We start from the raw sequence: 23,181 nt of genomic DNA, 5'->3' as shown, positions 1-23,181 counted from the left end.
GCCCGCAACGATCAGTGCGCGGGCGTGAGCCTCACGACAGCCGACTCCACAGCGCGGGAGCGGCGGGCGGTGACCAGTCCGACTGTGATCTGTGCGCCTGCCTGCACGCATAGACGCCGCCCTGGTACGTCACCTGCGCCCCGACCTTGTAGGCGACGCCCACCGCCCACGCCGGGACGGTCTTCTTCGCCGCCGGCGACCGCGAGACGGCGGTGGATGAGGGCGGCTTCGAGGTGGTCGGAGGCACCACCGGCGGCACCACTGACGGCACCACCGGTGGTGGCGCCGCTGACGAGGTCGTGACGATGGGTGACGATGTCGGCGCTGACGGTACAGTGGCATCGCCGAAACCGGTGGGAGCCGGCGGCAGGCAGGCGGCCCCGACGCCCGCGGAGTTGTAGCAGAGGTGGGTGTCGTCGGCGCCCACGACCGGTCCGCCGTTCGAACGCGCGACCGTGACGGCACCCAGCGTGAACACGATCAGCGCCGCCGTGCCCCACAGCAGCGTCCGATCCGTCGGACCCAACCGGTGAACTCCGTGCACGCCCAGCACTCCCTCGCCTGACCAGCGAGTTCGCAGCCTACGGGCCAGGTGTCGCGGAGACAACCGGCTGGCAGCGCGGGCACCAGTACGTGATCCGGTCGTGGTCGCCGCCGGTCCAGCGCTCGATCCGGGTGCCGCATCGACGGCATTCCCTCCCGGCGCGCTCGAACACCCAGTTGGTCTCGCCGCGGCGCAGCGAACCGGTCGTCGTCTGCGTCCAGCGGCCCCGGTTGGAGTTCAGCAGCCGGTGCGCCAGGTCCACCATCGCGGGCAGGTCCGGCACCGCGCCGACCTCGGTCCACGGGTTGACACCCCTGAGGAACAGGACCTCCGCCTTGTACAGGTTGCCGATGCCGGCGAGATTGCGCTGGTCGAGCAGGGCGTCGGCGATGTGCCGGTCGGGCCTGGCGGCGAGCCGCGCGACCGCCTCCGCCGGGTCCCAGCCGTCGCCCATCAGGTCGGGCCCGAGGTGCCCGATCAACTGGCGCTCGTCCCTGGTCGCCACCAGCGCGAGCTCGTGCAGGTGGAAGCCGACGGCGACGGCCGTCGGGGTGTGCAGCGCGACCCGGATCAGGTGCGCGGGGCGGCCGGTCCAGCGCTCGCCCGGACGGTACGTGCGCCACGCCCCGTCCATCCGCAGATGCGAGTGCAGCGTGTAGGCGCGGTCGGGCTCGCGGGTCAGGCGGAGCAGCAGGTGCTTGCCGTAGCTGGCGGACTCGTGCACCCGCCAGCCGGCGAGGTCCGTGGTCGCGAGCTTCGGCACCCGGAAGTCGCTGCGGGTCAGCTCGTGACCGTCCAGGGCGTCGGCGAGCACGCGGGCGGTGTTCCAGACGGTGTCGCCTTCGGGCACCGGCCTAGCTTATGGGAGCAGCGGCGCGACTTCCGTGGCGAGCAGGTCGAGGTGCTCCAGGTCGTGCAGGTCGAGCACCTGCAGGAACGCCCGCGACGCGCCCGCCTTCATGAAGTCGGCCAGCTGCTCCGCCACCCGCGCCGGCGTGCCGTACAACTGCCCGCCCGACGCCGGCGGCCCCTTCGGGTCGAGCCCGGACGCCTCCGCCCGCCGCCGGACCTCCGCCTCGGTCGCGCCGCACACGATCGTCTGCGCGAACGAGAACACGATCGGCGCCCGCCCGTCGCGCCCCTCGGCCTCGATCGCGGCGACGACCCGGTCGTAGGACGCGGTGGTCTCCGCCAGGCTCGAGAACGGCACGTTGAACTCGTCGGCGAACCGCGCCGCCAGCAGCGGGGTCCGCTTGAGGCCCTTGCCGCCCACGATGATCGGCGGGCCGGGCCGCTGCGCGGGCTTCGGCAGCGCGGGCGAGTCGATGAGGTCGTAGTGGCGGCCCTGGTAGCTGAACGTGGCGCCGTCCGGCGTCGCCCACAGCCCGGTCACGATCTCCAGCTGCTCCTCCAGCCGGTCGAACCGTTCGCCGACCGGGGGGAACGGAACCCCGTACGCCAGGTGCTCCCGCTCGTACCATCCGGTGCCGAGCCCCAGCTCGACCCGGCCACCGCTCATCGCGTCGACCTGCGCCACCGCCACCGCGAGCGGCCCCGGAAGCCGGAACGTCGCCGAGGACACCAGCGTGCCGAGGCGGATCGTGGACGTCTCGCGGGCGAGCGCGCCGAGCGTCACCCACGAGTCGGTCGGGCCGGGCGCCCCGCCGCGGGTCGCCATGTAGTGGTCCGAGCGGAAGAAGCCCTCGAAGCCGAGCCGCTCGGCGTGCTGCGCGAAGGCGAGCTGGTCCTCGTACGTGGCGCCGAGCTGAGGTTCGATGAACACGCAGAGCCGCATGCGTCCGACACTATCCTGATGGACCCCTGGATCTCCTTCACCACCGACTACGGGCTCGAGGACGGGTTCGTCGCCGCCTGCCACGGGGTGATCGCCCGCCTGGCGCCCGCCGCGCGGGTCATCGACGTGACGCACCTCGTGCCGCCCGGCGACATCGGCCGAGGGGCGCACGTGCTGGCACAGACCGTGCCGTCGCTGCCGCGTGGCGTACACCTCGCCGTCGTCGATCCCGGGGTCGGCACCGCACGCCGGCCGATCGCGATCGAGGCCGCGGACGGCGGGTTCCTCGTCGGGCCGGACAACGGCCTGCTGATCCCGGCGGCGGAGGCCCTCGGCGGCATCCGTCGCGCCGTCCACCTCACCAACGCGGCGTGGTTCGCGCCGGACGTGTCGCGCACCTTCCACGGCCGCGACGTGTTCGCCCCGGTGGCCGCCCGCCTCGCCGCCGGCGCCGACCTGTCCCTGGCAGGAAGTGCCACCGCGGCTCTTGTACGACTACCGCCGCCGTTCCTCGAGGTGACGCCGTCCGGTGTGGTGGCCTCGGTACTGACGGTCGACCGGTTCGGCAACCTGCAGCTGGCTTCGCCCGGTTCCTTCCCCGGGGGCGTGGTCACCGTCAACGGTGCGCCGGCCGTCTCGGGCGGCACCTTCGGCGACGCGCCCGCCGGCGGGCTCGTGGTGTTCACCGACTCCGCCGACTACCTGGCCGTCGCGGTCAACGGTGGCAGCGCCGCCGAGCTGCTCGGCGTCCGGGCCGGCGACCGCGTGACCATCGTTCACGCCACGTAGCCGCATCGTCGCCGCACGTGGTCGAGAGTGACGGAGGGTGATGTCCCGGCATATGATCCAGCCGTCCGATCGATCACACATGGCATCACAACTGGCGGAGAGTGGGACATGTCAGGCGCCGACTGGATGAAGCCCAAGCCCGACGAGGCCCGCGAGCCGGTCGACCTGCAGACGGACCGGCCACACCCGGCCCGGGTCTACGACTTTCTGTTGGGCGGCAAGGACAACTTCCCCGCCGACCGGGGCGCCGCCGAGGCCGGCCTGCGGGCCAACCCCAACAGCCGCATCCCCCCGCGCGAGAACCGGGCGTTCCTGCGCCGCGCGGTGGAGCACCTGGCCCGCGAGGCGGGCATCCGGCAGTTCCTCGACATCGGCACCGGCATCCCGACGTCACCCAACGTGCACGAGGTCGCCCAGGCGATCGCGCCCGACTCCCGGATCGTCTACGTCGACAACGACCCGATCGTCCTCGCCCACGCCCGCGCGCTGCTGACCAGCAAGCCCGAGGGCCGCACCGAGTACATCGACGCCGACCTGCGCGACACCCGCCGGATCCTGGACTCGCCGCAGCTGCGCGAGGTCATCGACTTCGACCAGCCGGTGGGCCTGCTGCTGATCGCGATCCTGCACTTCGTGGGCGACGCCGACGAGCCGTACCGGATCGTGCAGGAGCTCGTCGACGCCCTGCCGTCCGGCAGCTACCTCGCGCTGTCGCACCTCACCGGCGACTTCGACCCCGTCGCCTGGGAGCACGTCGCCGCCATCTACGCCCGCCAGGGCGTGACGATGCAGGTCCGCCCGCACGCCGACATCGCCCGGTTCTTCACCGGGCTGGAGCTCGTCGACCCCGGCCTGCCGCTCGTCACGAAGTGGCGCCCCGACGCCGAGGTCTCACCCGACGTCACCGACACCCAGGTCTCCGTCTACGGGGGTGTGGCCAGGAAGGCCTAGGCCCTGCCTGTGAGCCGCTTTTCGGGGTTCCCGGGGGTGTGACCCGGGGGCGGTCGGGCAGTGGCGTGCGGTGGCTCGCAAAGCTCCGGCGCTGGCGATGGTGCTGCTGCTGCTCGTGACGGCGCTGGTGGTGCCGGTGTCGTGGCCGCGCGCGCTGCAGACGGTGTGCACCACGGACATCGTCCAGGCCAGGGCCGTCGCCGGGCTGGCCAACTTCTCCGCCTGGCTGCGCCGCAACAACGCGACCGGGTTCATCGGGGAGATCGGCTGGCCCGCCGACCGCGACGCGGCGCAGTGGTCCGCGGTCGCCGAGGCCTGGTACACCGCCGCCGACGCCGTCGGGCTGCCCGTCACCGCCTGGGCGGCCGGCACCTGGCCGGCCAACTACCCGATGGCCGTCTACCGCCCGGTCGCGCACGGCATGGACGTCGACGTCGTCGGCCCGCAGGCCCACGTCGTCGAGCGCCACGGCACCTCCGCCGGCTACCTCCGCGGCGTCAACCTGGCCGCCGGCTCCTTCGCCACCTCCGAGGTCAACGGCGGCTTCGGCAGCGCCAACCCCGGCCGGTACGGCGACGACTACACGTACGAGACCCCCTCCAGCTACGAGTTCCTGGCCTCGCGCGGCATCCGCCTCGTCCGCCTCGCCGTCAACTGGGAACGCCTCCAGCCCGTCCCCTTCGGGCCTTTGTCCTCCGAGGAGGTCGCCCGGGTCCGCCTCGCGCTCGACCACGCCAGCGCCGCCGGCCTCCTCGTCGTACTGGACCTGCACGGGTACGGCGACTTCGCTCTCGGCGGCGGCCGCCACCAGCAGACCCTGCTGCGTCTCGGCGCCCCCGGCCTGCCGACCACCGCGCTGGCGGACTTCTGGCGCCGCATGGCCCCCGCCGCCGACAACCCCGCCGTCATCGGCCTGGGCCTCCTCAACGAACCCACCCGCCTCGCCGCCGACGGCCGCGCCGGCGCCCTGATCTGGGAACGCGCCGCCCAGCAGACCGTCGACGCCCTCCGCGCCATCGGCGACCGCCGCGCCCTGCTCGTCAGCGGCTACATGCCGATGGGCCCGCCCTCGTGGGGCCTCATGCACCCGCGAGCCTGGATCCACGACCCGCTGCACCGCGTCGCGTACGAGTCCCACGCCTACTTCGACCACGACGGCAGCGGCCACTACTGGAGCTCCTACACAGACGAGCTCCGCGACGTCACCTGGCCCCATCCCACCCTCTGCCAGCGACTGACCCCACTGACCCGTCAGGTGCTTCAATCGTCCGAGTGATCGCCGTCCGCTCTGCCCACCCCGCCGACCTGCCCGCCGCAGCCGACGTCTGGCACGCGGCGAACGCCGCCCGCGGCCTCCCGCCAACCCCACAACGCCTCGCCCGCGTCCGCGAGAAACTGGCCGCCCCGGACGCTCAGGTCCTGATCGCCACCCTGCCCGAGCCTGGGCCTGCCGGTCCGGTGGCTGCTCCAGCTTCATTCGGGTCGGCGCCCACCGAGCCCGCACCGCACCTCGCCGGTTCCGTGGCCGGATCTGCCCATTCCCCGACGGAATCTGTGGCTCCGGCGGACGTGCTCGCCGCGCCCGGACCTGCTGGACCGGTGGCTGTTCCAGCTCCGTCCGAGCCCGCACCGCCACTCGCCGGACCTGCCTGTCCCCCGACTGGACGCACGGGTGCTGCGGACGGGTCGGCACCCGCTGGTTCGACGGCCGGACGGGGTGAGTCCGAGGTCGCTCCGGCGCGGGTCGCGGCGGCGACGAGCGGACCCGGGGCGATGCCTGCCGAGGCCGGGACGGTGGTCGGCATGGCCCTGGTCGAGCCGGGGCGCGCCGACGACGGCGAGGGTACGTTGATTCCCGGGTACGGTCACGTGTCGATGGTGTTCGTCCACCCCTCCCACTGGTCGAACGGCTACGGACAGCACCTCCTCCGCGCGGTCCACGCCCTCGGCTACACCCGCACGACGCTGTGGACCCGCCGATCCAACGAACGCGCCCAGCGTCTCTACGCCGCCGCCGGCTACGTCCCGAACGGCCGCACCACCCACCTCCTCGACGGCGACGAGATCATCCAGTTGGAGCGCCGCGCCGAGCCGGTCTGACCCGTGCCGCCGGGCCGGCTCACCGCGGTCCGTCCCAGGTCCAGTGCGGCATCGTGACGTCGGCGGGCACCTGGGAGTCCGGCGGCGAGTACTGCATGACGTCCGCCGCCGCCCAGGTCATGTAGTCACGCAGGGCCGCCCGGAACTCCGGGTCCGCGGGCAGGCCGGCGTCGTCGCACGCGAGCACGAAGCAACGCACGAACCGCTCCCCGAGGTCGTCCTCGGCGCCCATCCGCGCGTGCAGGTCGAGCACGCCGAAGTGGGTGCCGCACGTCTGCGAGTACGCGGGCGGACCGCCGAACACCTCGGCCAGGTACGTCCCGAGCCGCTGCACATGCTCAGGATGCTGCCCCGGATGCCCGAACGGATGGTTGAGCACCGGATCCGCAAGGCACCGCTCATGCAACGCCGCCGCCAGCGCCTGGAACGCCGGAGCGCCACCGGCGTGCTCGAACAGCGAGACCCGCCGCTCGCCTGCGAGTTCACTCATCGCGCCGTCTCCTTCCGCGGTCACACGCGATGGTCGCGTGCCGGTCGCCAGCTCCGCAGCCGAAGCGTCCAGCTGGGTGCGGTTCAGCTCTGCGGGTGGAGCGCCTGATCTGGTGTGTGGCTCAGTTCCGTGGGTGGAGCGTTCGGTCGGGCGTGTGGCTCAGTTCCGTGGGTGGAGCGTTCGGTCGGGCGTGTGGCTCAGCTCCGCGGGGGAGCGTTCGGTCGGGTGTGTGGCTCAGCTCCGTGGGTGGAGCGCTTGATCGGGTGTGGATCAGTTCCGCAGGCGGAGTCCCTTCGGGGTGGTCCGGAACCCTGCTGCCGACAGCGCGTCGCCGAGCGCCGACGCGTGGATGGACTCCCCGTCGGCACGCTCGACCGACATCGCGCCGAGCGCACCGCCGTGGACGGCGTCGGCGAGGGCCTTCGCGGCGAGCGCGAGCAGCTCGGTGTCCTCGACGTACGACAGCAGCGTCCGCCCTCCGCGCTCCACATAGATGACGAGGTCACCGCCGACCGTGACGACGAGCGCGCCCGCCTTGCGCCCCGGCCGGTGCCCGGAGCGCTCACCGTCACCGGCGTCGACGACCCGCTCGGGCCAGGGCAGCGCGGCCCCGTACGGATTGGCTGGATCGGTCGAGGCGAGCACCAACGCGTCGCGGGTGTCGGTGCCGCCGCGCAACCGGTCGACGGCCCCCGGCAGCGCGAACTGTGCCGCGCCCAGACCTTCGACGAAGTAGCCCCGCCGGGCGGCGCCCCGCTCCTCCATCGCCGCGAGCACGGGATACACGCCGGCGAACGCCCCCGGCAGATCCTCGGCCATCACCGCCCCACGGGTGACGATCCCGTGCCGGTCCAGGAGCAGCTCGGCGTTGGCGGTCGCCCGGCGGGTCGGGTCGAGGTCCCGATCGGGCAGCCGGTGCCACCGCCCGGCACCGGTCGGCGGCCCTGACCGCCCACCGGCGAGCGCCGCCCGCGCCGCCGCGATGCCAGCGCGCCGGTACCGCGACCGCGGCGCCGCCGGCTTCGCCTTGTGCGCTCCACCACCACCGAGCTTCGCCCGCAGAGGACCGAGCGTGTCGTTGGACAGCTGCCCGGCCCACACCAGATCCCAGACAGCGTCGAGCACCTCCGCCTCGCTGACGAACCCCGGCGCACCCCAACCGTCCGAGTCCCCACCCGGACCGCCGGCGTCGCGTGAGCCAGCCGACCCGGCGTGGAGCGACGCTTCGACGCCGCGCAGGGTTTCGCTGATCGAGCCGGGTGCCGCCTTCGCCCTCCGCAGCCTGGCGACTGGAACCGGCGGCGGCACGACCGCATCAGGCTCCGCGCCACCGGCGGAACTGCCCGCACGCCTCCGCGTGGTGGCCTCGTCGTCCGCTGCGGGCAAGGCCACGGCTCCGTTGTCAGGCTCCGACAAAGGCGCTGGCCCGCCGGCCCCCGACGACACCACGGACCCGTCACCGGATGCCGACGCCGCCCCGAATTCGCCGCTTGGCGCCGGCCTCGCCACGGACCCGTCGCCTGGCGCCGGCCTCGCCACGGACCCGTCGCCTGGCGCCGGCATCGCCCCGACATCGCCGCTGGATGCTGGCAACGCCACGGACCCGCCGCCGGACACCGACCACGGCGTCGACTCGCCACCGGATGTCGATGACCTGACACCCTTCCCGCCCGGACGCGCCCGGCCCTCGGTCGCGGAGGCCCCAGCCACGGACGACGAGCTCGCGCCGCCCCTGGACGACGACCCAGCCGCAGAGGGCGAACTCGCGCCTCCCTTCGGCGACGACCCGGCCGCGGGCGGCAGCTCCCTGCCCACCGCGGAAGGTGGCGGAGCGGAGGCGAGGATCTCGTTGACCCGCTCCGCCAGCGTCCGCAGGAACAAGGCCTGCCCACCCGCGAGCGCGGTGAGGATCGCGGCGTGGACAGGGCCGCCGACGTCGGCGGGCGGCGGGAGGAGCAGCGACGCGGTGTCGGCGAACGCGAGACTGACCCACCCGTCGTGCTCGCCGATGGCGCCGCCCCCGGACCAGAGCAGGTCGCCGGACGCGCACAGCTCGTCGAGGTAGGCGGGCGTGTAGTCGGCGACGCGGGCAGGCAGGATCAGCCGCTCCAGGGCGGATGCCGGCATGGCGATGCCCTGGAGCTGCTCGACCGCGGCGGCGACGGCGTCGATGCCCCGGGCCCGGGACGAGCCGACCTGGTGCCACTGCGGCAGGAAGCGGGCCAGCGCGCGGGGCGGCACGGGCTCGATCTCGCGGCGCAGCGCGGCCAGGGACCGGCGGCGCAGCAACCGCAGGATCTCGGCGTCGCACCACTCGGTGCCGGCGCCGCCGGGCGTGAACTCGCCGGAGACCATCGCCGGCAGGCGGCGCAGCGCCTGCTCGACGACGAAGACGCCGAGCCCGAGGCGGGCCGCGCAGGTCGCCGCGGTGAACGGTGCGTGCGTGCGGCCATAGCGGGTGACGAGGTCGCCGAGCGGGTCCGCGACCGGCTCCAGGTAAGCAGTGGGGAGGCCGACGGGCAGCGCGACGCCGAGGGCGTCGCGGAAGCGGGCCGCGTCCTCGACCGCGATCCAGCGGGGCTCCCTGGCGACGCGGACCTGGATGGCGCGGCGCTGCGCGCCCAGCTCCGCCGCCCACGCGGGGTCGGCGCCGCGGGCGGTGAGCTCGGCGTCGGACAGGTCGCCCAGGACGCGGAGCATCTCGGCGACGTCCTCGGCGTCGCGCGGGGTGCGCTGGTCGCCGAGCCACTGCAGGGTGCGCTCGGTCTCGGAGACGACCTCGGGGTCGAGGAGGTCGCGCAGCTCGACCCGGCCGAGGAGCTCGGCGAGCAGCGTCGGGTCGAGGGCGAGCGCGGCGGCCCGGCGCTCGGCGAGCGGTGAGTCGCCCTCATACAGGAAGGCGCCGACATAGCCGAAGAGCAGCGACCGGGCGAACGGTGACGGCCGTGGCGTCTCCACCTCGACGAGGCGCAGCTTGCGCCCGGCGATGTCGCGCATGACGCCGACGAGCCCGGCGACGTCGAACACGTCCTGCAGGCACTCCCGCGCGGCCTCGAGGGTGATCGGGAAGTCGGCGTAGTCGCGGGCGACGTCGAGCAGCTGGGCGGAGCGCTGCCGCTGCTGCCACAGCGGCTGGCGGCGGCGCGGGTCGCGGCGGGGCAGGAGCAGGGCACGGGCGGCGCACTCGCGGAACCGGGCGGCGAACATGGCCGACGTGCCGACGGTCTCCTCGACGATGCCGGCGATCTCGTCGGGGTCGAACGCGACCAGGTCGGCGCCGGGCGGCTCGTCGGCGACGTCGGGCAGGCGGACCACGATGCCGTCGTCGCTGGGCATGACCTGCGCGTCGACGCCATAGCGCTCGTTGAGCCGGCGGGTGATCGCCAGGGCCCACGGCGCGTTGACCCGGGCACCGAGGACACAGTGGACGGTCATCCGCCAGTCGCCGAGCTCGTCGCGGAACCGCTCGACCAGCACGGTGCGGTCGTCGGGCAGGTGACGCGTCGCTTCGCGCTGCTCGCGCAGGTAGGCCAGGAGGTTGTCGGCGGCCCACTCGTCGAGCCCGCCGCTGCGCAGCTGCTGGTGGGCGACCTCGTCGCCAGCCTTGACGAAGCCGCGCAGGCGGGCGCCGATCGCGCGGCCGAGCTCGACGGGGCGGCCGGGGGAGTCACCCTTCCAGAACGGCATCTTCGCGGCGGCGCCCGGCGCGGGAGAGACCAGCACCCGGTCGGGGGTGATGTCCTCGATGCGCCACGAGGTCGAGCCGAGCAGGAACACGTCGCCGACGCGGGACTCGTAGACCATCTCCTCGTCGAGCTCGCCGACGCGGGCGGCCTTCTCCGCGCCGGCCAGGAACACGCCGAAGAGCCCGCGGTCGGGGATGGTGCCGCCGCTGGTGACGGCGAGGCGCTGGGCGCCGGGGCGGGCGGTGAGGACCCCGTCGGTGCGGTCCCACACGATGCGTGGGCGCAGCTCGGCGAACGCGGTCGACGGATAGCGCCCGGCGAGCATGTCGAGCACCGCGAACAGCGCCGACTCGGGCAGCTCGGCGAACACGGCGGTGCGGCGCACCAGGGCCGCCAGCTCGTCGACGTGCCACGGCTCCATGGCGACCATCGCGATGATCTGCTGGGCGAGCACGTCCAGCGGGTTGCGCGGATAGCGCAGCTCCTCGATGCCGCCCTCGACCATCCGCTCGGCGACCACGGCGCACGAGACGAGGTCGCCGCGGTGCTTCGGGAACACCACGCCGCGGGACACGGCGCCGACCTGGTGCCCGGCGCGCCCGACCCGCTGCAGGCCGGCGGCGACGCTCGGCGGCGCCTCGATCTGCACGACCAGGTCGACGGAGCCCATGTCGATGCCGAGCTCCAGGCTGGAGGTGGCGACGACCGCCGGCAGCTGGCCGGACTTGAGCGCCTCCTCGATGTGCTTGCGCTCCTCGCGGGAGACGCTGCCGTGGTGGGCGCGCGCCACGACGGGCGCGGCACCGTTGGCGGTGCCGGCCTGCGCCATCATCTCCGCCGGCGTCCGTGGCGGGGTGGGTGCGGGGACACCGGCACGGGCAGAGGACAGCTCGTTGATCCTGGCGCAGAGGCGCTCCGCGCCGCGTCGAGAGTTGGTGAACACGATCGTGGAGCGGTGGCCCTCGATCAGGTCGAGGACCCGCTCCTCCACGGCGGGCCAGATCGACGCCTGCCTGGGCGCCCCGTCGTCGTCCTGCGAGGGGTCGGCCTCGCCGAGGGCGGTCATGTCCTCGACGGGCACCTGCACCTCGACCTGGATGGTCTTGGCACTGGGCGGCTGCACGACCTCGACGGGCGCTGACCCGCCGAGGAACCTGGCGGTCTCCTCGATCGGGCGGACGGTCGCGGACAGGCCGATCCGTTGCGCGGGCCGCTCCAGCAGGGCGTCGAGCCGCTCCAGCGACAGCGCCAGGTGCGCGCCGCGCTTCGTCGCGCAGACCGCGTGGACCTCGTCGACGATCACCGTCTCGACGCTGCGCAGCGACTCCCTGGCCTGCGAGGTGAGCAGCAGGAAGAGCGACTCGGGCGTGGTGATCAGGATGTCGGGCGGGGTCTTGGTGAACGCGCGCCGCTCGTCGGCCGGGGTGTCACCGGTGCGCATGCCGACCCTGATGTCGGGCGGCTCCTGCCCGAGTCGCGCCGCCGCCTGCCTGATGCCGGCGAGGGGGGCCCGCAGGTTGCGCTCGACGTCGACCGCCAGCGCCTTCAGAGGGCTGACATACAGCACCCGGCAGCGCTTCGCCGCCTCGACGTCTGGTCGGGCCGCCAACTGATCGAGGGACCACAGGAACGCGGCCAGGGTCTTGCCGGAGCCGGTCGGCGCGACCACGAGGGCGTGCCGGCCGGCGCTGATCGCCTGCCACGCGCCCGCCTGCGCGGCGGTGGGCGCCGCGAACGCCGCACCGAACCACTCCCGCGTCGCCGCACCGAACCGACCCAGCTCATCCATGCCTCCATCCTGCCCCCGGGGTACGACACTTTCCCCCGCCCGGCCGGCGCCGCCGATCGGATTAGTCCGATTTGTACGAAAGGGGGAATTTGGCTAAGATGCACCAATCCCCAGAACACAGGAGCAGCCGGTGGCAGCACAGCGCACGATCGCCCAGCGGGCGATCCGCCAGGAGTCGGAAGTGCTGCTGCGCCAGCTGGACGCATACCTGGCCGCCCTGCGCACCGGATGCGGCACCACGGACGTCGGGCATGCCGAGCGGATGGCTGAGGCGCTGCGCCGCCTGATCGCCGACACCGCCAGGTCGAGCGCGGTCGACCGGGCCCGCGTCCGCGCCGCCGTGCACTACTTCGTCTACCGCGGCGCCGCCGGCGACGGCCCGGCCCGGACCGGCGGTGGCGCCAGGCTGGCGCTGCTGACCGGCGGACGGGCCCCCGCCGACCGGCGCCGTCAGGGTGACGACGACCGCGTCGTCAACGACCTGCTCCGCGACCTCGGTCGCGCCGACCTGATAGTCGAGCACTGATGACTTGCCTGGCCGGGCAGCGAAGAGGGTCCCCCATAACCAGTGGGGGACCCTCCATGCGTTACGGGACCAGTCGCAGCGCTAGGAGATGCTGGCCGTCGCCAGCTTGATGCTGAACGCCAGGAACAGGCCGCCGACCGAGGTGCTCAGCCCCGCGGCGAGCTTCCGCCGGGAGCGGAACTGCTCGGCCAGATACCGCCCGGCGAAGATGAGCACGGACAGATAGATCGCGCTCAGCACCTCGGCGACGATCCCGAGCAGCAGGAAGCTCACCGCCGGGTGGGCATAGCCGGGGTCGACGAACTGGATGAAGAACGACACGAAGAACAGGATCGCCTTCGGGTTGAGCAGGCTGATCACCAGCGCGCGCCGGAACGGGCGGTCGGCCGGCGCCTCGGGCTGCGGCGCCGAGGCGGGTGCCCGTAACCGCCGGACGGTGTCGACCACCAGGCGGATGCCGAGATAGGCCAGGTAGCCGGCACCCGCGTACTTCACCAGGAGAAACAGCCAGGGATACGTGTGCAGCAGCGAGGCGACGCCACCGGCCGAAAGGACCATGAGCACCGCGTCACCGAGCCAGACCCCGGCCGCGCCCCGATATCCGTCCCGCACGCCGCGACGGGCGGCGACGGACAGCACGTACAGCGAGTTGGGGCCGGGCAGGAGCACGATCGCGGCCGTGCCCAGCAGATACGTCCAGGGGTTGGTCACGCCGAGCATCAGCGCCCGCCCGCTTCCAGCGCCGCGGTCAGCCGGTCCCGCGCCGCGGGCCACTCGTCGGCGAGCATCGAGAAGCAGACCGTGTCGCGCCAGCTGCCGTCGGGACGCTGCCGGTGCGCGCGCAGCAGACCCTCGCGCTGCGCGCCGAGCCGCGCGATCGCCTGCTGTGAGCGCTCGTTGCGGATGTCGGTGTGCCACTCGAGCCGGACCGCGCCCAACGTGTCGAACGCGTGCGCCATGAGCAGCAGCTTCGACTCGGTGTTGATCGCCGTGCGCCAGTGCGGGCGGCCGAGCATCGTGTGCCCGATCGCGATCGAGCGGCGCGCCTCGTCGATCGCGTAGAAGGAGGTGCTGCCGAGGATCTCTCCGGTCGACGGATTCCGCTGTACGAAGGGAGTCCGCGCCGGATCCTTGATCGCCGCGTCCACGATCGCGGCCATCCCGGCGGCCGAGGCGGGTCGGGCGACGGTGAGGTGCGTCCAGACCTCGGCGTCGTCGAGCGCCGCGAACAGGCCCTCCGTGTGCACGTGGTCGAGCCGCTCCAGCACGACGTGCCGTCCCCGCAGCGCCGGCGCGCCCCGCCAGCCGTCCTCGGCGGGGCGAAGATAGCCGGGCAGCGGCACGAGCACGCCGGGTGCGGGCTCTGGCTGCCCGGTGACGAGCTTCAGCGGTACAACACCCGCCCAATGCGGCAAGAGCAGGTCTTCCTCGTCGTCGCCGACGCCGCCGGTGCGGACCTTCGCCGAGACTTCCTGCAGCGTCAGGGCCAGCACCGCGGTCTTGGCCAGCTCCTTCGTGTCTGGCGGGCGGCTGTCGGCGGCGCGGCCGGGCATGATCTTGTCGACCAGCGCCGCGAACGCCCGGTCGCGCTCGCCGGGGTCGGTGACCAGCCGCGCGGCGCCGTGCGCGACCACGGAGCGGTAGTTGGCGCTGTGGTGGAACTGCGAGCGCGCGAGGACCAGCCCGTCGATCAGCGTCACCGTCACGCAGATCGGCAGGCCGCCGGGGCGGGCCGCGAGCGCCGAACTGCTCCCGGTCGAGCCGTGCAGGTAGACCGTGTCGCCGATGCGCGCGTGCAGGTTCGGCAGGACCCGCGGCTCGCCGTCGACGACGAATCCGACGTGGCAGACATATCCCTCATCGAGGACCGAGTGCACCAGATCGGCGTCGTACGACGCGCGCTCGCTCATCCGTCTCGGCGTCGTTTTCGGCGTTCGCAGGTAGGTTTCCACCATGACCTCGTTTGTTCTAGTACAATCCCTGAACTGTGGCAGTACAGTACCAGCCGACAGGTGCGACGGCAGCCCAGATTTCGGCCAGCGTCGAGCGCGGCATCCGCACCGGCGAGCTCGATCCTGGCGCGGCGCTGCCGTCCGTCCGCGCGCTCGCGGCAGACCTCGGTGTGAGCCCCGCCACCGTCGCGGCCGCCTATCGGTCGTTACGCGAGCGGGGCCTGGTCGAGACGGCGGGCCGCGGCGGCACGCGGGTCCGCCCGCGCCCCCCTGTGGCCAGGCGCGGCCAGCACGGGTTGGCGGTGCCCGCCGGCGGCCTCGACCTGGCCAGCGGTGCCCCCGATCGGGCGCTGCTGCCGATGTACGCGCCGCATCTGATCCGATTGGCCGAGACCATGCCCGCGGTCGGCTACTCCGGGGGAGGCCCTCTGCCTGAGCTGCTCGACCTGGCCGGTGAGCGGTTCGCCGCCGACGGCATCCCGTCCGGGCGCCTCACCGTCGCGGGCGGGGCCCTCGACGCGATCGAGCGCGCCCTCGTCGCGCACCTGCGCCCCGGCGACAAGGTCGCGGTCGAGGATCCGGGCTGGGCAAACCTCCTGGACCTGGTCGCGGCGCTCGGCTACACGCCCGTGTCCGTGCCCGTCGACGACGAGGGCCCTACCGAGGAAGGACTGCGGGCGGCGCTGAGCGCGGGGGTGGCCGGACTGGTCGTGACGTCCCGCGCCCAGAACCCCACCGGAGCGGTGATCTCCGGGCGGCGATCCGCTGCGTTGCGGCGTCAGCTCAGCATGTACCGGCAGCTGCTGGTCCTGGAGGACGACCACGCGGCGGAGCTCGCGCACGACCGGGCGCACCCGTTGGCCGGCTCGACTGGTGCATGGGCATACGTTCGGTCGCTGTCCAAGCCGTACGGGCCGGATCTCCGCGTCGCGGCGGTCGTCGGCGACGAGGTGACCATCGCAAGGATCGAAGGGCGAATGCGACTCGGCGCGGGCTGGGTCTCCACCGTCCTGCAGCGCCTGGTCGTCGAGCTGTGGAAGGACCCGGACGCCACCGCGACGGTCGACCGCGCCCGCGACGTCTACGCGACCCGCCGGGAGGCGATGCGCGCCGCGCTCGGCGATCTGCCGGCCCGCGGCGTCAGCGGCATCAATGTCTGGCTCCCCGTGCCGGACGAGACGTCGATGGTTGCAGGGCTGCGCGAGGACGGCATCGCCGTGGCGCCAGGATCCATGTATCGGCTGCTCACACCCCCTGGGATCCGTATCACGACGGCCTGCCTCGACCCCCGTGACGCCGGACGGGTGGCCGACGCGGTGATGCGCCGCCTGGCCGGCACCTCCCGGCTGCAGGCGTGACCCGCGGGGCGGAATTGTCGGACCCGGCGGTTAGTCTCCGTGGGTGGCTGCGGGGTTCTGCGGCCATCGACGCACCCGAAGTCGTCTGCGCGCTGTTGGGCAGGGAGCAGCGTTCTCAGGGCGCGTCATCAAGGAGGGAATGGCATGCGCAGCAGCACGTTCAGGACGTTCGGCATCGCCGTCGCGACGGTCGCACTGGCACTGGTGACAGCCTGCGGGGGCGGCGACGACAACACGACCAGCAACGCCTCGAAGGGCTCCAGCGGCAGCGCGTCGCAGGCACCGTCCGCGAAGGACACGCTCGCCGCGGCCGTCAAGGACCTCAACGCGGGCGCCTACAGCTACACGATGAAGATCCCCGAAGGCACGTTCACGGGCTCGATCGACCCCGCCGGCAAGCAGCAGGTGAAGGTCGACGGGGTTGCCGCCGGCGGCGTCAAGTACACGATCGAGGGCATCACGCTCGGCACCGACTACTACTTCAAGACCAGCATCCCGACCACGGGCATCAACGCCAAGAAGTGGTACAAGCTAGATCGATCGAAGGTCAAGAAGGACGCGATCATCGGGCTGATCGAGGCGAAGGACCCGACCGTCAGCCAGGGCCTCATGTCCCGCGTCGCCACCGCCACGCAGAGCGACCCGGCCACCGTCACCGGCACTTATGACCTCAGCAGCGGCGGCGACCTCGGCATCGACGACGCCGCGGTGCTGCAGGCCCTCGGCGACAAGGCCAAGTCGGCCCCGTTCACCGCGACCCTCGACGGCAAGCACCTGGTCTCCTTGAAGATCACGGTCCCGGCCTACGGCACGGTCGCCGAGCAGGCCCTGACGGTCGACTACACCGGCCACGGACAGCCGGTCGCGGTCGCCGCGCCCAAGACCGCCGACGTCGCCGCCGCCCCCGCCGCCGTCTACGGCCTGCTCAACGGCTGACCTCCATGTCACGACAACAGCCACTCCGGCCATCCGCCCCGGGCCAGTCGCCTGCACCGGCCCGCCTGTCCGCGCGGCTCGTTCGGGCTGCGGGCCTGCCGGGTGGCGGGCGGCTCGTTCGGGCTGCGGGCCTGCCAGGTGGTGGGTGGAGCGTTCGCACTGCGGGCCTGCCGGGCGGTGCGTGGAGCGTTCGGCCGACGGGTTCGCGGGGTGGTGTGCGGCGCGGCAGGCTGGTGGGCGCGCTGGCGGTGGGGCTGGTCGCGGCGGTGGCGTTGGCGGGGTGCTCGTTCGGCAAGAGCGACCCGCCGAAGCCGACCGCCGGCCCGTCGGTCGCGCCCTCGCAGAGCGAGCTGGCGAAGAGCCTCGGCGCGCTGATCAACGGCGGCTACCGGTTCAAGGTGGTGGCCAAGGAGGGCAGCTACACCGGCGGCATCGACCCCGTCGCGGACCTGCTCGACGCCACGGTCAGCGTCACCTCCGACGGCGCCACCCTGAAGATCGACACCGTGGCGGTGCGCGGGACCGCGTACACCCGGCTCACCGGCCTGCCCCTGCCGGGCTTCGACGGCGCCACCTGGTTCCGCGTCGATCCCGCCCGCATCACGCGGCCCGGCTCGCTCGGTCTCAGCGCCGTCAAGGACCCGACCGGCATCCAGGCGCTGATCGCCGCGACGCACGACGTACGCCGCGAGGACCGCTCCTACAACGGCACCGTCGACATGACCCGCGTGACCACCTGGGGGCCTGTCAACATCCCGCAGGTGATGCAGCTGGGGCAGGCGGCCACCAGGATCCCGTTCGAGGCGACGGTCGACGACCACGACCGTCTCGTCGCGATGACGGTCGAGATCCCCGACAACCCCGTCACCGCCACCTACACCGACTTCGGCACCAGCCTGACCACCACCGCGCCGGCCGGCGCCGAGCCGTTACCGGACCACCTGTACGGCATGCTCGGCCTCTGATTCCCGCCCGCCCGGCAGAGCACGATGGGGGTAGGCGAGACCGCGTCTCACGGAGAACACTGCACGTCATGGAACAGCACCTGTACGAAGCCGAGCACGAAGCCTTCCGGGAACTGTGCAAGGCGTTCCTGGCCCGCGAGGCGGTGCCGTACAACGACGAGTGGGACAAGGCCGGCATCGTCGACCGGGAGGTCTGGCGGAAGGCGGGCGCGGCCGGGCTGCTCGGGATGGACGTCGACGAGGAGCACGGGGGCGGCGGGCAGAAGGACTTCCGCTTCAACGCCGTGCTCGTCGAGGAGATCGTCGCGGCGGGGGCGTCCGGGCTCGGGTTCGGGCTGCACAACGACGTCGTGGCGCCGTACCTGACGGACCTGGCGACGGAGGAGCAGCGGAAGCGGTGGCTGCCCGGGTTCTGCTCCGGAGACATCGTGACCGCCATCGCGATGAGCGAGCCGGGCGCCGGGAGCGACCTCGCCGGGGTGCGGACCTCGGCGGTGCGGGACGGGGACGAGTGGGTCCTCAACGGGCAGAAGACGTTCATCACGAACGGTGAGCTGGCGGACCTCGTCGTCGTGGTGGCGAAGACCGATCCCGCGCTCGGGGCGCACGGCATCAGCCTGTTCGTGGTCGAGTCGGGGACGCCCGGGTTCACGCGGGGGCGCCGCCTGGAGAAGGTGGGCCTCAAGGCCAACGACACCGCCGAGCTGTTCTTCGACGACTGCCGCATCCCCGCCGACCACCTGCTCGGGCAGGAGAACGCGGGCTTCTACCACCTGATGGCGAACCTGCCGCGGGAGCGGCTCGGCATCGCCGTCGCCGCCGTGGCGTCGGCCGAGCAGGTGCTCGCGATCACGCTCGACTACGCGAAGACGCGGCAGGCGTTCGGCAAGCCGATCGGGTCGTTCCAGCACAACCGGTTCGTGCTCGCCGAGCTCGACACGGAGGTGACGATCGCCAGGACGTTCCTGAACCAGTGCATCGTCGAGCAGAACGCGGGGCGGCTCACGGTCGCCGACGCGGCCAAGGCGAAGTGGTGGACCACGGAGCTGCAGAACAAGGTGGCGGACCGCTGCGTCCAGCTGCACGGCGGGTACGGCTTCATGATGGAGTACCCGGTCGCGAAGGCCTGGCTGAACAGCCGCGTCCAGACGATCTACGGCGGCACGACCGAGATCATGAAGGAGATCATCGGGCGCAGCCTCGGGGTCTAGGTCACATCGGCGAGAGCGGCGAAGATCAGCGCGGTGGACGTGGCGCCCGGGTCCTGGTGGCCGACGCTGCGTTCGCCGAGGTAGGACGCCCTGCCCTTGCGGGCCTGCAGCGGCGTCGTCGCGGCCGCCCCGTCCGCCGCCGCCGTGGCCGCCGCGGTGGCGGCGGCCACGAGACCGGACGAGGTCGCGGCCTCGAACGCCGCGACGGCCGGGGTGAGCGCGTCGACCATGGTCTTGTCGCCGGGCTCGGCCTTGCCGAGCCGCACGATCGCGTCCAGGCCCGCTCGCAGGCCGGCACCGAAGGTGGTGACGGACGAGTCGTCGGACAGGGTCTTGCCGAGGGCGCGGAAGAGGCTGCCGTACAGGGGGCCGGAGGCGCCGCCGACCTTCGACACCAGGGTCGTGCCGGTCTTCGTCAGGACCGCGCCGGCCGTGTCCGCCTCCAACGTGGCGAGGGCCGCGACCACCGCGTCGAACCCGCGGCGCAGGTTGACGCCGTGGTCGCCGTCGCCGATGGCGGCGTCGAGGTCGGTCAGCTCGGCGGCGTGCGCGGTGACGGAGGCGGCGACGGCCGCGACCCACGCACGAGCCAGCGCGGCGTCCACCCCGGCCGCCCCACCGGACGGCGGTGCCACGTCGGAGCCGGACGGCGGTGCGGCGTCAGAGCCGGACGGCGGGGCGGTGTCGGTGCCGGACGGCGGGGCCGCGTCGGTGCCGGACGTCAGGCCGCCGGAGGCCGGGGTGGCGTCCCCGCCGGGCACGCCACCGGAGGTCGGGGTGGCATCCATGTCAGGCACCCCACCGCAGGCCGGGGGTGCGGACCGGGGCGTCCCAGAGGCGCAGGAGCCGCTCGTCGGCGCGGCACACCGTGAGCGAGATCCCGGCCATGTCCAGGCTGGTGACGTAGTTGCCGACGAGGCTGCGGGCCACCTGTACACCAGCATCGGCCAGCAGACGGCTGACCTCGTTGAACATGAGGTAGAGCTCCAGCAGCGGTGTCCCGCCCAGCCCGTTGACCAGCATGATCACCTCGCTGCCGGGCGCGAGCGGCTTGGCGGTGAGGATCGGCTCGACGATGCGGGCGGCGAGGTCACGGGCGGGGCGCAGCTGCTCGCGGGCGCGGCCGGGCTCGCCGTGGATGCCGACGCCGACCTCGATCTCGTCCTCCGGCAGGTCGAACCCGGGCTTGCCGGCGGCCGGGGTCGTGCCGGCGGTGAGGGCGATCGCGAACGAGGCCGACCGCTCGTTGACGTCACGCGCCACGGCGGCGACCTCGGCGAGTGCCGCGCCCTGCTCCGCGAGCGCCCCGGCGATCTTCTCGACCAGCAGGGTGGCGCCCGTACCGCGGCGGCCCGCGGTCCAGGTGGAGCCGTCGACCGCGACGTCGTCGTCGACGAGGACGCTCTCGATCGGGGTTTCGGCGTCCTCCGCGGCCATCTCGAAGTTCATGACGTCGCCGGTGTAGTTCTTGACGATGTGCAGGACCCCCGCGCCGCCGTCGACGGCCCTGGTGGCGGCCAGGATCTGGTCGGGGACGGGGGAGGTGAAGATCTCGCCGGGGCACGCGGCGTCGAGCATCCCGAGCCCGACGAACCCTCCGTGCAGCGGCTCGTGGCCGGAGCCACCGCCCGAGACGAGGCCGACCTTGCCGGGGCGGGGCGCGTCGGCCCGGACGATGATCTGCTCGTCGAGGTCCACGCGCAGCTCAGGGTGCGCGGCGGCCATCCCGGCGAGCGCTTCCCGGACCACGTCGTCCGGATCGTTGATGAACTTCTTCATGCCTAGCATTTTGGCGGTACAGCGGCTGCATAGCATTGCTCACGTGGCACACATGGTGGGAATCGTGCTGGTTTCACACAGCGAACGGCTCGCGCACGGGTTGCGGGACATGCTCGTGCAGGTCGCGGGGGAGGAGGTGCCGATCGAGGCGGCGGGTGGCACGGACGACGGCGGGCTCGGCACGAGCTACGACCGGATCCTGGTCGCGATCGACCGGGCCGACCGGGGCGCCGGGGTGCTGGTCCTGACGGACCTGGGCAGCGCCGTCCTCACCGCGCAGACCGTGCTCGAGGACCGGGTCGCCAACACGGCCACCCTGGTGGACGCGCCGTTCGTCGAGGGAGCGGTGGCTTCGGCGGTACTGGCCGGCGCCGGTGCCGACCTCGCGGAATGCATCCGGGCGGCGACGGAGGCCCGCGATGTCCGCAAGCTCTGAGGCGACGGTGGTGTTGCCGGCGGACCTGCACGCACGCCCCGCCGGCGCGCTGGTGCGGGCAGCTGCGGGGTTCACCAGTACCGTCGAGATCACCGCAGGCGAGCGGCGGGTGAATGCCCGCAGCGTGCTCGGCGTGATGGGGCTGAACGCCCGCGCGGGCTCCTCGGTGGTGGTGTCCGCCACAGGCGCCGACGCGGCCGACGCGGTATCCGCCCTGGCGGCGCTGCTGGCGGAGTACGAGTAGCCGTCCGCCTCCGCGGTAAGGAGTGGTGCGGGCTGCGGTGCCTACGCCAGGATGACGGCGTGATCGACGCACCCGCCGTCCTCCAGCGGCGCACCCTGGGCCTGCTCGTGTCCACGCAAGTGATCGGCGGGCTCGGCGTCGCCAGCGGGGTGTCGATCGGTGCGCTGCTCGCCGCCGACATGGCCGGCCCGAGCGCCGCGGGACTCTCCGGCAGCGCCGCGGTCATCGGGGCGGCGCTGATCGCGATCCCGGCGACGCGACTGATGCGCACCGGCGGCCGGCGGCCGGGGCTGGTGTTCGCGTACGGCGTGGGCGTGCTCGGCTCGCTCCTGGTGGTGGCCGCGGTGTCGTGGCGGCTCGTGCCGCTGCTGTTCGTGGGCACGTTCCTGTTCGGCGGGGCTTCGGCGGCCAACCTGCAGTCGCGGTACGCGGCCGTCGACCTCGCCGACAACGACCGCCGGGCGCGGCACCTGTCGCTGGTCGTGTGGGCGACGACGCTGGGCGCGGTGGTCGGCCCGAACCTGGCACCGTTCGCGGACAGGGTGACGATGCCGTGGGGTGCGCCCGAGTACGCGGGGCCGTACCTGTTCAGCGCGCTGGCGTTCCTTGCCGGCGCCGTCACGCTGTTCGTGCTGCTGCGGCCCGATCCGCTGCTGACGGCACGATCGATGTCCTTGTCGGATTCATCGGACAAGTCGTCTTCCTGGTCGTCGGCCTTCGCGGCGATCCGGGCCAGTGTCGGCGCGCGGCTCGGCGTCTCCGCCGTCGCGGTCGGGCACGTGGTGATGGTCGGCGTCATGTCGATGACCCCGGTGCACATCGGTGAGTACGTGCACGCGCACGGTGACCTGCTGCGCATCGTCGGGCTGGTGATCAGCATCCACATCACCGGCATGTACGCGCTGTCGCCCGTCGTCGGCTGGGCCGCCGACCGGTTCGGCCGCCGCCCGGTGATCCTGGCGGGCGTCGTGCTCCTGGCGTCGGCGTGCGCCCTGAGCGGCACCGCCGGCGACGACACGGTCCGGCTGGCGGTCGGGATGGGCCTGCTCGGGGTGGGTTGGGGCTGCACGATGGTGGCCGGATCCACGCTGCTGTCGGAGTCCGTGCCCGTCGGGGAGCGCGCCGGCGTGCAGGGGCTGTCGGACGTCATCATGGGCGTGTCGGCGGCCACCGCGGGCGCGCTCGCGGGGGTCGTGGTCGACCTGTTCGGGTTCGCCACCTTGTCGGTGCTGGCGGGGATCGCCGTGGTGCCGCTGGCCGCGCTGGCGCTGCGGAGGTCTTAGTCTTGGCCGCGTGCGACTGACGGATTTCTGGCAGCGGTTGGAAGAGGCGTTCGGCGCGGCGTACGCCGGCAGCATCGCCAACGATCAGGTGCTGACCCAGCTCGGCGGCAGGACGATCAAGGAAGCCCTCGCAGGTGGCGAGGATGTGGCCGTGGTGTGGCGCGCCGTAGTCGCCGCATACCCGGAGCGTGTTCCTAGCAGGTTAAGGTGACTTTTTGGCGTGTCGGCTCGTTGATCGTACAGATGTACGGGTAATCTCCTCAGGCGTCGGCGCCGATTTTTTGTCATACCCGGCGCTTACCTTGTCAGCGTGAATAAACGAACGCCGACGAAGACCGCGAACTCAG

At 73.0% G+C, this 23,181-nt stretch carries 22 protein-coding genes; 13 read left to right on the top strand and 9 right to left on the bottom strand.

Translation table 11 applies throughout. From position 1 onward, the window contains the following. Positions 1-31: 31 nt before the first annotated feature. The 3 genes from ABZ321_RS01975 to ABZ321_RS01965 are packed head-to-tail and all read right to left on the bottom strand — an operon-like array spanning position 32 to position 2,339. A complete protein-coding gene (locus tag ABZ321_RS01975) occupies positions 32-526 on the bottom strand; it encodes a carbohydrate-binding protein (RefSeq protein WP_354888621.1) in 495 nt (164 codons plus the stop codon). A gap of 55 nt (positions 527-581) precedes the next feature. Further along, positions 582-1,394 (bottom strand): DNA-formamidopyrimidine glycosylase family protein, encoded by an 813-nt coding sequence (locus tag ABZ321_RS01970; RefSeq protein ID WP_354888618.1) that lies wholly within the window; start codon positions 1,392-1,394, stop codon positions 582-584. Positions 1,395-1,403: 9 nt separating this feature from the next. Beyond that, positions 1,404-2,339, bottom strand: coding sequence for an LLM class F420-dependent oxidoreductase (locus ABZ321_RS01965; RefSeq protein WP_354888615.1), 936 nt, complete (start codon positions 2,337-2,339; stop codon positions 1,404-1,406). A gap of 12 nt (positions 2,340-2,351) precedes the next feature. Between ABZ321_RS01965 and ABZ321_RS01960 the strand changes: the two genes are divergently transcribed. From ABZ321_RS01960 to ABZ321_RS01945, 4 genes are all read left to right on the top strand, one after another. Next, entirely contained in the window at positions 2,352-3,128 is a 777-nt protein-coding gene (locus ABZ321_RS01960) for an SAM-dependent chlorinase/fluorinase (RefSeq protein WP_354888980.1), read from the top strand. A 108-nt stretch (positions 3,129-3,236) separates the two neighbouring features. Continuing rightward, positions 3,237-4,079 (top strand): SAM-dependent methyltransferase, encoded by an 843-nt coding sequence (locus tag ABZ321_RS01955; RefSeq protein ID WP_344507784.1) that lies wholly within the window; start codon positions 3,237-3,239, stop codon positions 4,077-4,079. 70 nt (positions 4,080-4,149) lie between these two features. Beyond that, entirely contained in the window at positions 4,150-5,355 is a 1,206-nt protein-coding gene (locus ABZ321_RS01950) for a cellulase family glycosylhydrolase (protein WP_344507782.1), read from the top strand. 497 nt (positions 5,356-5,852) lie between these two features. Then, the gene (locus tag ABZ321_RS01945; protein WP_354888611.1) at positions 5,853-6,179 is read left to right on the top strand and encodes a GNAT family N-acetyltransferase; all 327 of its coding nucleotides are present in this window, start codon (positions 5,853-5,855) and stop codon (positions 6,177-6,179) included. A gap of 19 nt (positions 6,180-6,198) precedes the next feature. Here the strand turns inward: ABZ321_RS01945 and ABZ321_RS01940 are convergent, their stop codons facing one another. Together ABZ321_RS01940 and ABZ321_RS01935 are read right to left on the bottom strand one after the other, a co-directional pair. Next, positions 6,199-6,669 (bottom strand): oxidoreductase, encoded by a 471-nt coding sequence (locus tag ABZ321_RS01940; RefSeq protein WP_344507778.1) that lies wholly within the window; start codon positions 6,667-6,669, stop codon positions 6,199-6,201. A 270-nt stretch (positions 6,670-6,939) separates the two neighbouring features. Beyond that, positions 6,940-12,144: a DEAD/DEAH box helicase gene (locus tag ABZ321_RS01935; protein ID WP_354888607.1), complete on the bottom strand. Its 5,205-nt coding sequence runs from the start codon at positions 12,142-12,144 to the stop codon at positions 6,940-6,942. Positions 12,145-12,274: 130 nt separating this feature from the next. On the opposite strand from ABZ321_RS01935, the gene ABZ321_RS01930 reads away from it, so the two are divergent. Then, the gene (locus tag ABZ321_RS01930) at positions 12,275-12,670 is read left to right on the top strand and encodes a hypothetical protein (RefSeq protein ID WP_344507776.1); all 396 of its coding nucleotides are present in this window, start codon (positions 12,275-12,277) and stop codon (positions 12,668-12,670) included. An 81-nt stretch (positions 12,671-12,751) separates the two neighbouring features. Here ABZ321_RS01930 and leuE read toward each other — a convergent pair whose 3' ends face one another. After that, on the bottom strand, positions 12,752-13,390 hold the full coding sequence (gene leuE / locus ABZ321_RS01925; RefSeq protein WP_344507775.1) for a leucine efflux protein LeuE: 639 nt from the start codon (positions 13,388-13,390) through the stop codon (positions 12,752-12,754). After that, positions 13,390-14,580 carry a bifunctional pyridoxamine 5'-phosphate oxidase family protein/GNAT family N-acetyltransferase gene (locus tag ABZ321_RS01920; RefSeq protein ID WP_354888603.1) on the bottom strand — a complete coding sequence of 397 codons (1,191 nt, stop codon included), beginning with the start codon at positions 14,578-14,580 and terminating at the stop codon, positions 13,390-13,392. Before ABZ321_RS01920 ends, leuE begins: the two co-directional genes overlap by 1 nt. Before the next feature lie 77 nt (positions 14,581-14,657). Here ABZ321_RS01920 and ABZ321_RS01915 point away from each other — a divergent pair, with 77 nt between their 5' ends. The 4 genes from ABZ321_RS01915 to ABZ321_RS01900 all read left to right on the top strand — a co-directional run bounded on the left by ABZ321_RS01915 (position 14,658) and on the right by ABZ321_RS01900 (position 19,092). Beyond that, positions 14,658-15,980, top strand: coding sequence for an aminotransferase class I/II-fold pyridoxal phosphate-dependent enzyme (locus tag ABZ321_RS01915; protein ID WP_354888600.1), 1,323 nt, complete (start codon positions 14,658-14,660; stop codon positions 15,978-15,980). 144 nt (positions 15,981-16,124) lie between these two features. Then, the gene (locus tag ABZ321_RS01910) at positions 16,125-16,916 is read left to right on the top strand and encodes a hypothetical protein (protein ID WP_354888597.1); all 792 of its coding nucleotides are present in this window, start codon (positions 16,125-16,127) and stop codon (positions 16,914-16,916) included. Positions 16,917-17,131: 215 nt separating this feature from the next. After that, entirely contained in the window at positions 17,132-17,881 is a 750-nt protein-coding gene (locus ABZ321_RS01905) for a hypothetical protein (RefSeq protein WP_354888594.1), read from the top strand. Positions 17,882-17,949: 68 nt separating this feature from the next. Beyond that, positions 17,950-19,092 (top strand): acyl-CoA dehydrogenase family protein, encoded by a 1,143-nt coding sequence (locus ABZ321_RS01900; RefSeq protein WP_354888591.1) that lies wholly within the window; start codon positions 17,950-17,952, stop codon positions 19,090-19,092. Here ABZ321_RS01900 and dhaL read toward each other — a convergent pair. Together dhaL and dhaK are read right to left on the bottom strand one after the other, a co-directional pair. Beyond that, positions 19,089-19,880, bottom strand: coding sequence for a dihydroxyacetone kinase subunit DhaL (gene dhaL, locus ABZ321_RS01895; RefSeq protein WP_354888588.1), 792 nt, complete (start codon positions 19,878-19,880; stop codon positions 19,089-19,091). The two genes, ABZ321_RS01900 and dhaL, sit on opposite strands and share 4 nt — an antisense overlap. A 1-nt stretch (position 19,881) precedes the next feature. After that, on the bottom strand, positions 19,882-20,871 hold the full coding sequence (dhaK, locus tag ABZ321_RS01890) for a dihydroxyacetone kinase subunit DhaK (protein ID WP_354888585.1): 990 nt from the start codon (positions 20,869-20,871) through the stop codon (positions 19,882-19,884). A 64-nt stretch (positions 20,872-20,935) separates the two neighbouring features. Here dhaK and dhaM point away from each other — a divergent pair, with 64 nt between their 5' ends. The 4 genes from dhaM to ABZ321_RS01870 are packed head-to-tail and all read left to right on the top strand — an operon-like array spanning position 20,936 to position 23,045. Next, entirely contained in the window at positions 20,936-21,307 is a 372-nt protein-coding gene (gene dhaM, locus ABZ321_RS01885) for a dihydroxyacetone kinase phosphoryl donor subunit DhaM (protein WP_344507760.1), read from the top strand. Then, positions 21,291-21,551 carry an HPr family phosphocarrier protein gene (locus tag ABZ321_RS01880; protein ID WP_354888582.1) on the top strand — a complete coding sequence of 87 codons (261 nt, stop codon included), beginning with the start codon at positions 21,291-21,293 and terminating at the stop codon, positions 21,549-21,551. Before dhaM ends, ABZ321_RS01880 begins: the two co-directional genes overlap by 17 nt. Positions 21,552-21,610: 59 nt before the next feature. Then, the gene (locus ABZ321_RS01875) at positions 21,611-22,834 is read left to right on the top strand and encodes an MFS transporter (RefSeq protein WP_344507756.1); all 1,224 of its coding nucleotides are present in this window, start codon (positions 21,611-21,613) and stop codon (positions 22,832-22,834) included. Between the two features lie 10 nt (positions 22,835-22,844). Next, positions 22,845-23,045 carry a DUF3046 domain-containing protein gene (locus tag ABZ321_RS01870; protein WP_344507754.1) on the top strand — a complete coding sequence of 67 codons (201 nt, stop codon included), beginning with the start codon at positions 22,845-22,847 and terminating at the stop codon, positions 23,043-23,045. Positions 23,046-23,181: the final 136 nt, after the last annotated feature.

Origin of the sequence: Dactylosporangium sp. NPDC006015 (assembly GCF_040614215.1) — a bacterium.
In the GTDB taxonomy this organism is placed as follows: domain Bacteria; phylum Actinomycetota; class Actinomycetes; order Mycobacteriales; family Micromonosporaceae; genus Dactylosporangium; species Dactylosporangium maewongense.
Note: the sequence above shows the minus strand (reverse complement) of the source record. Positions and strands in the feature narration are given on the sequence as shown.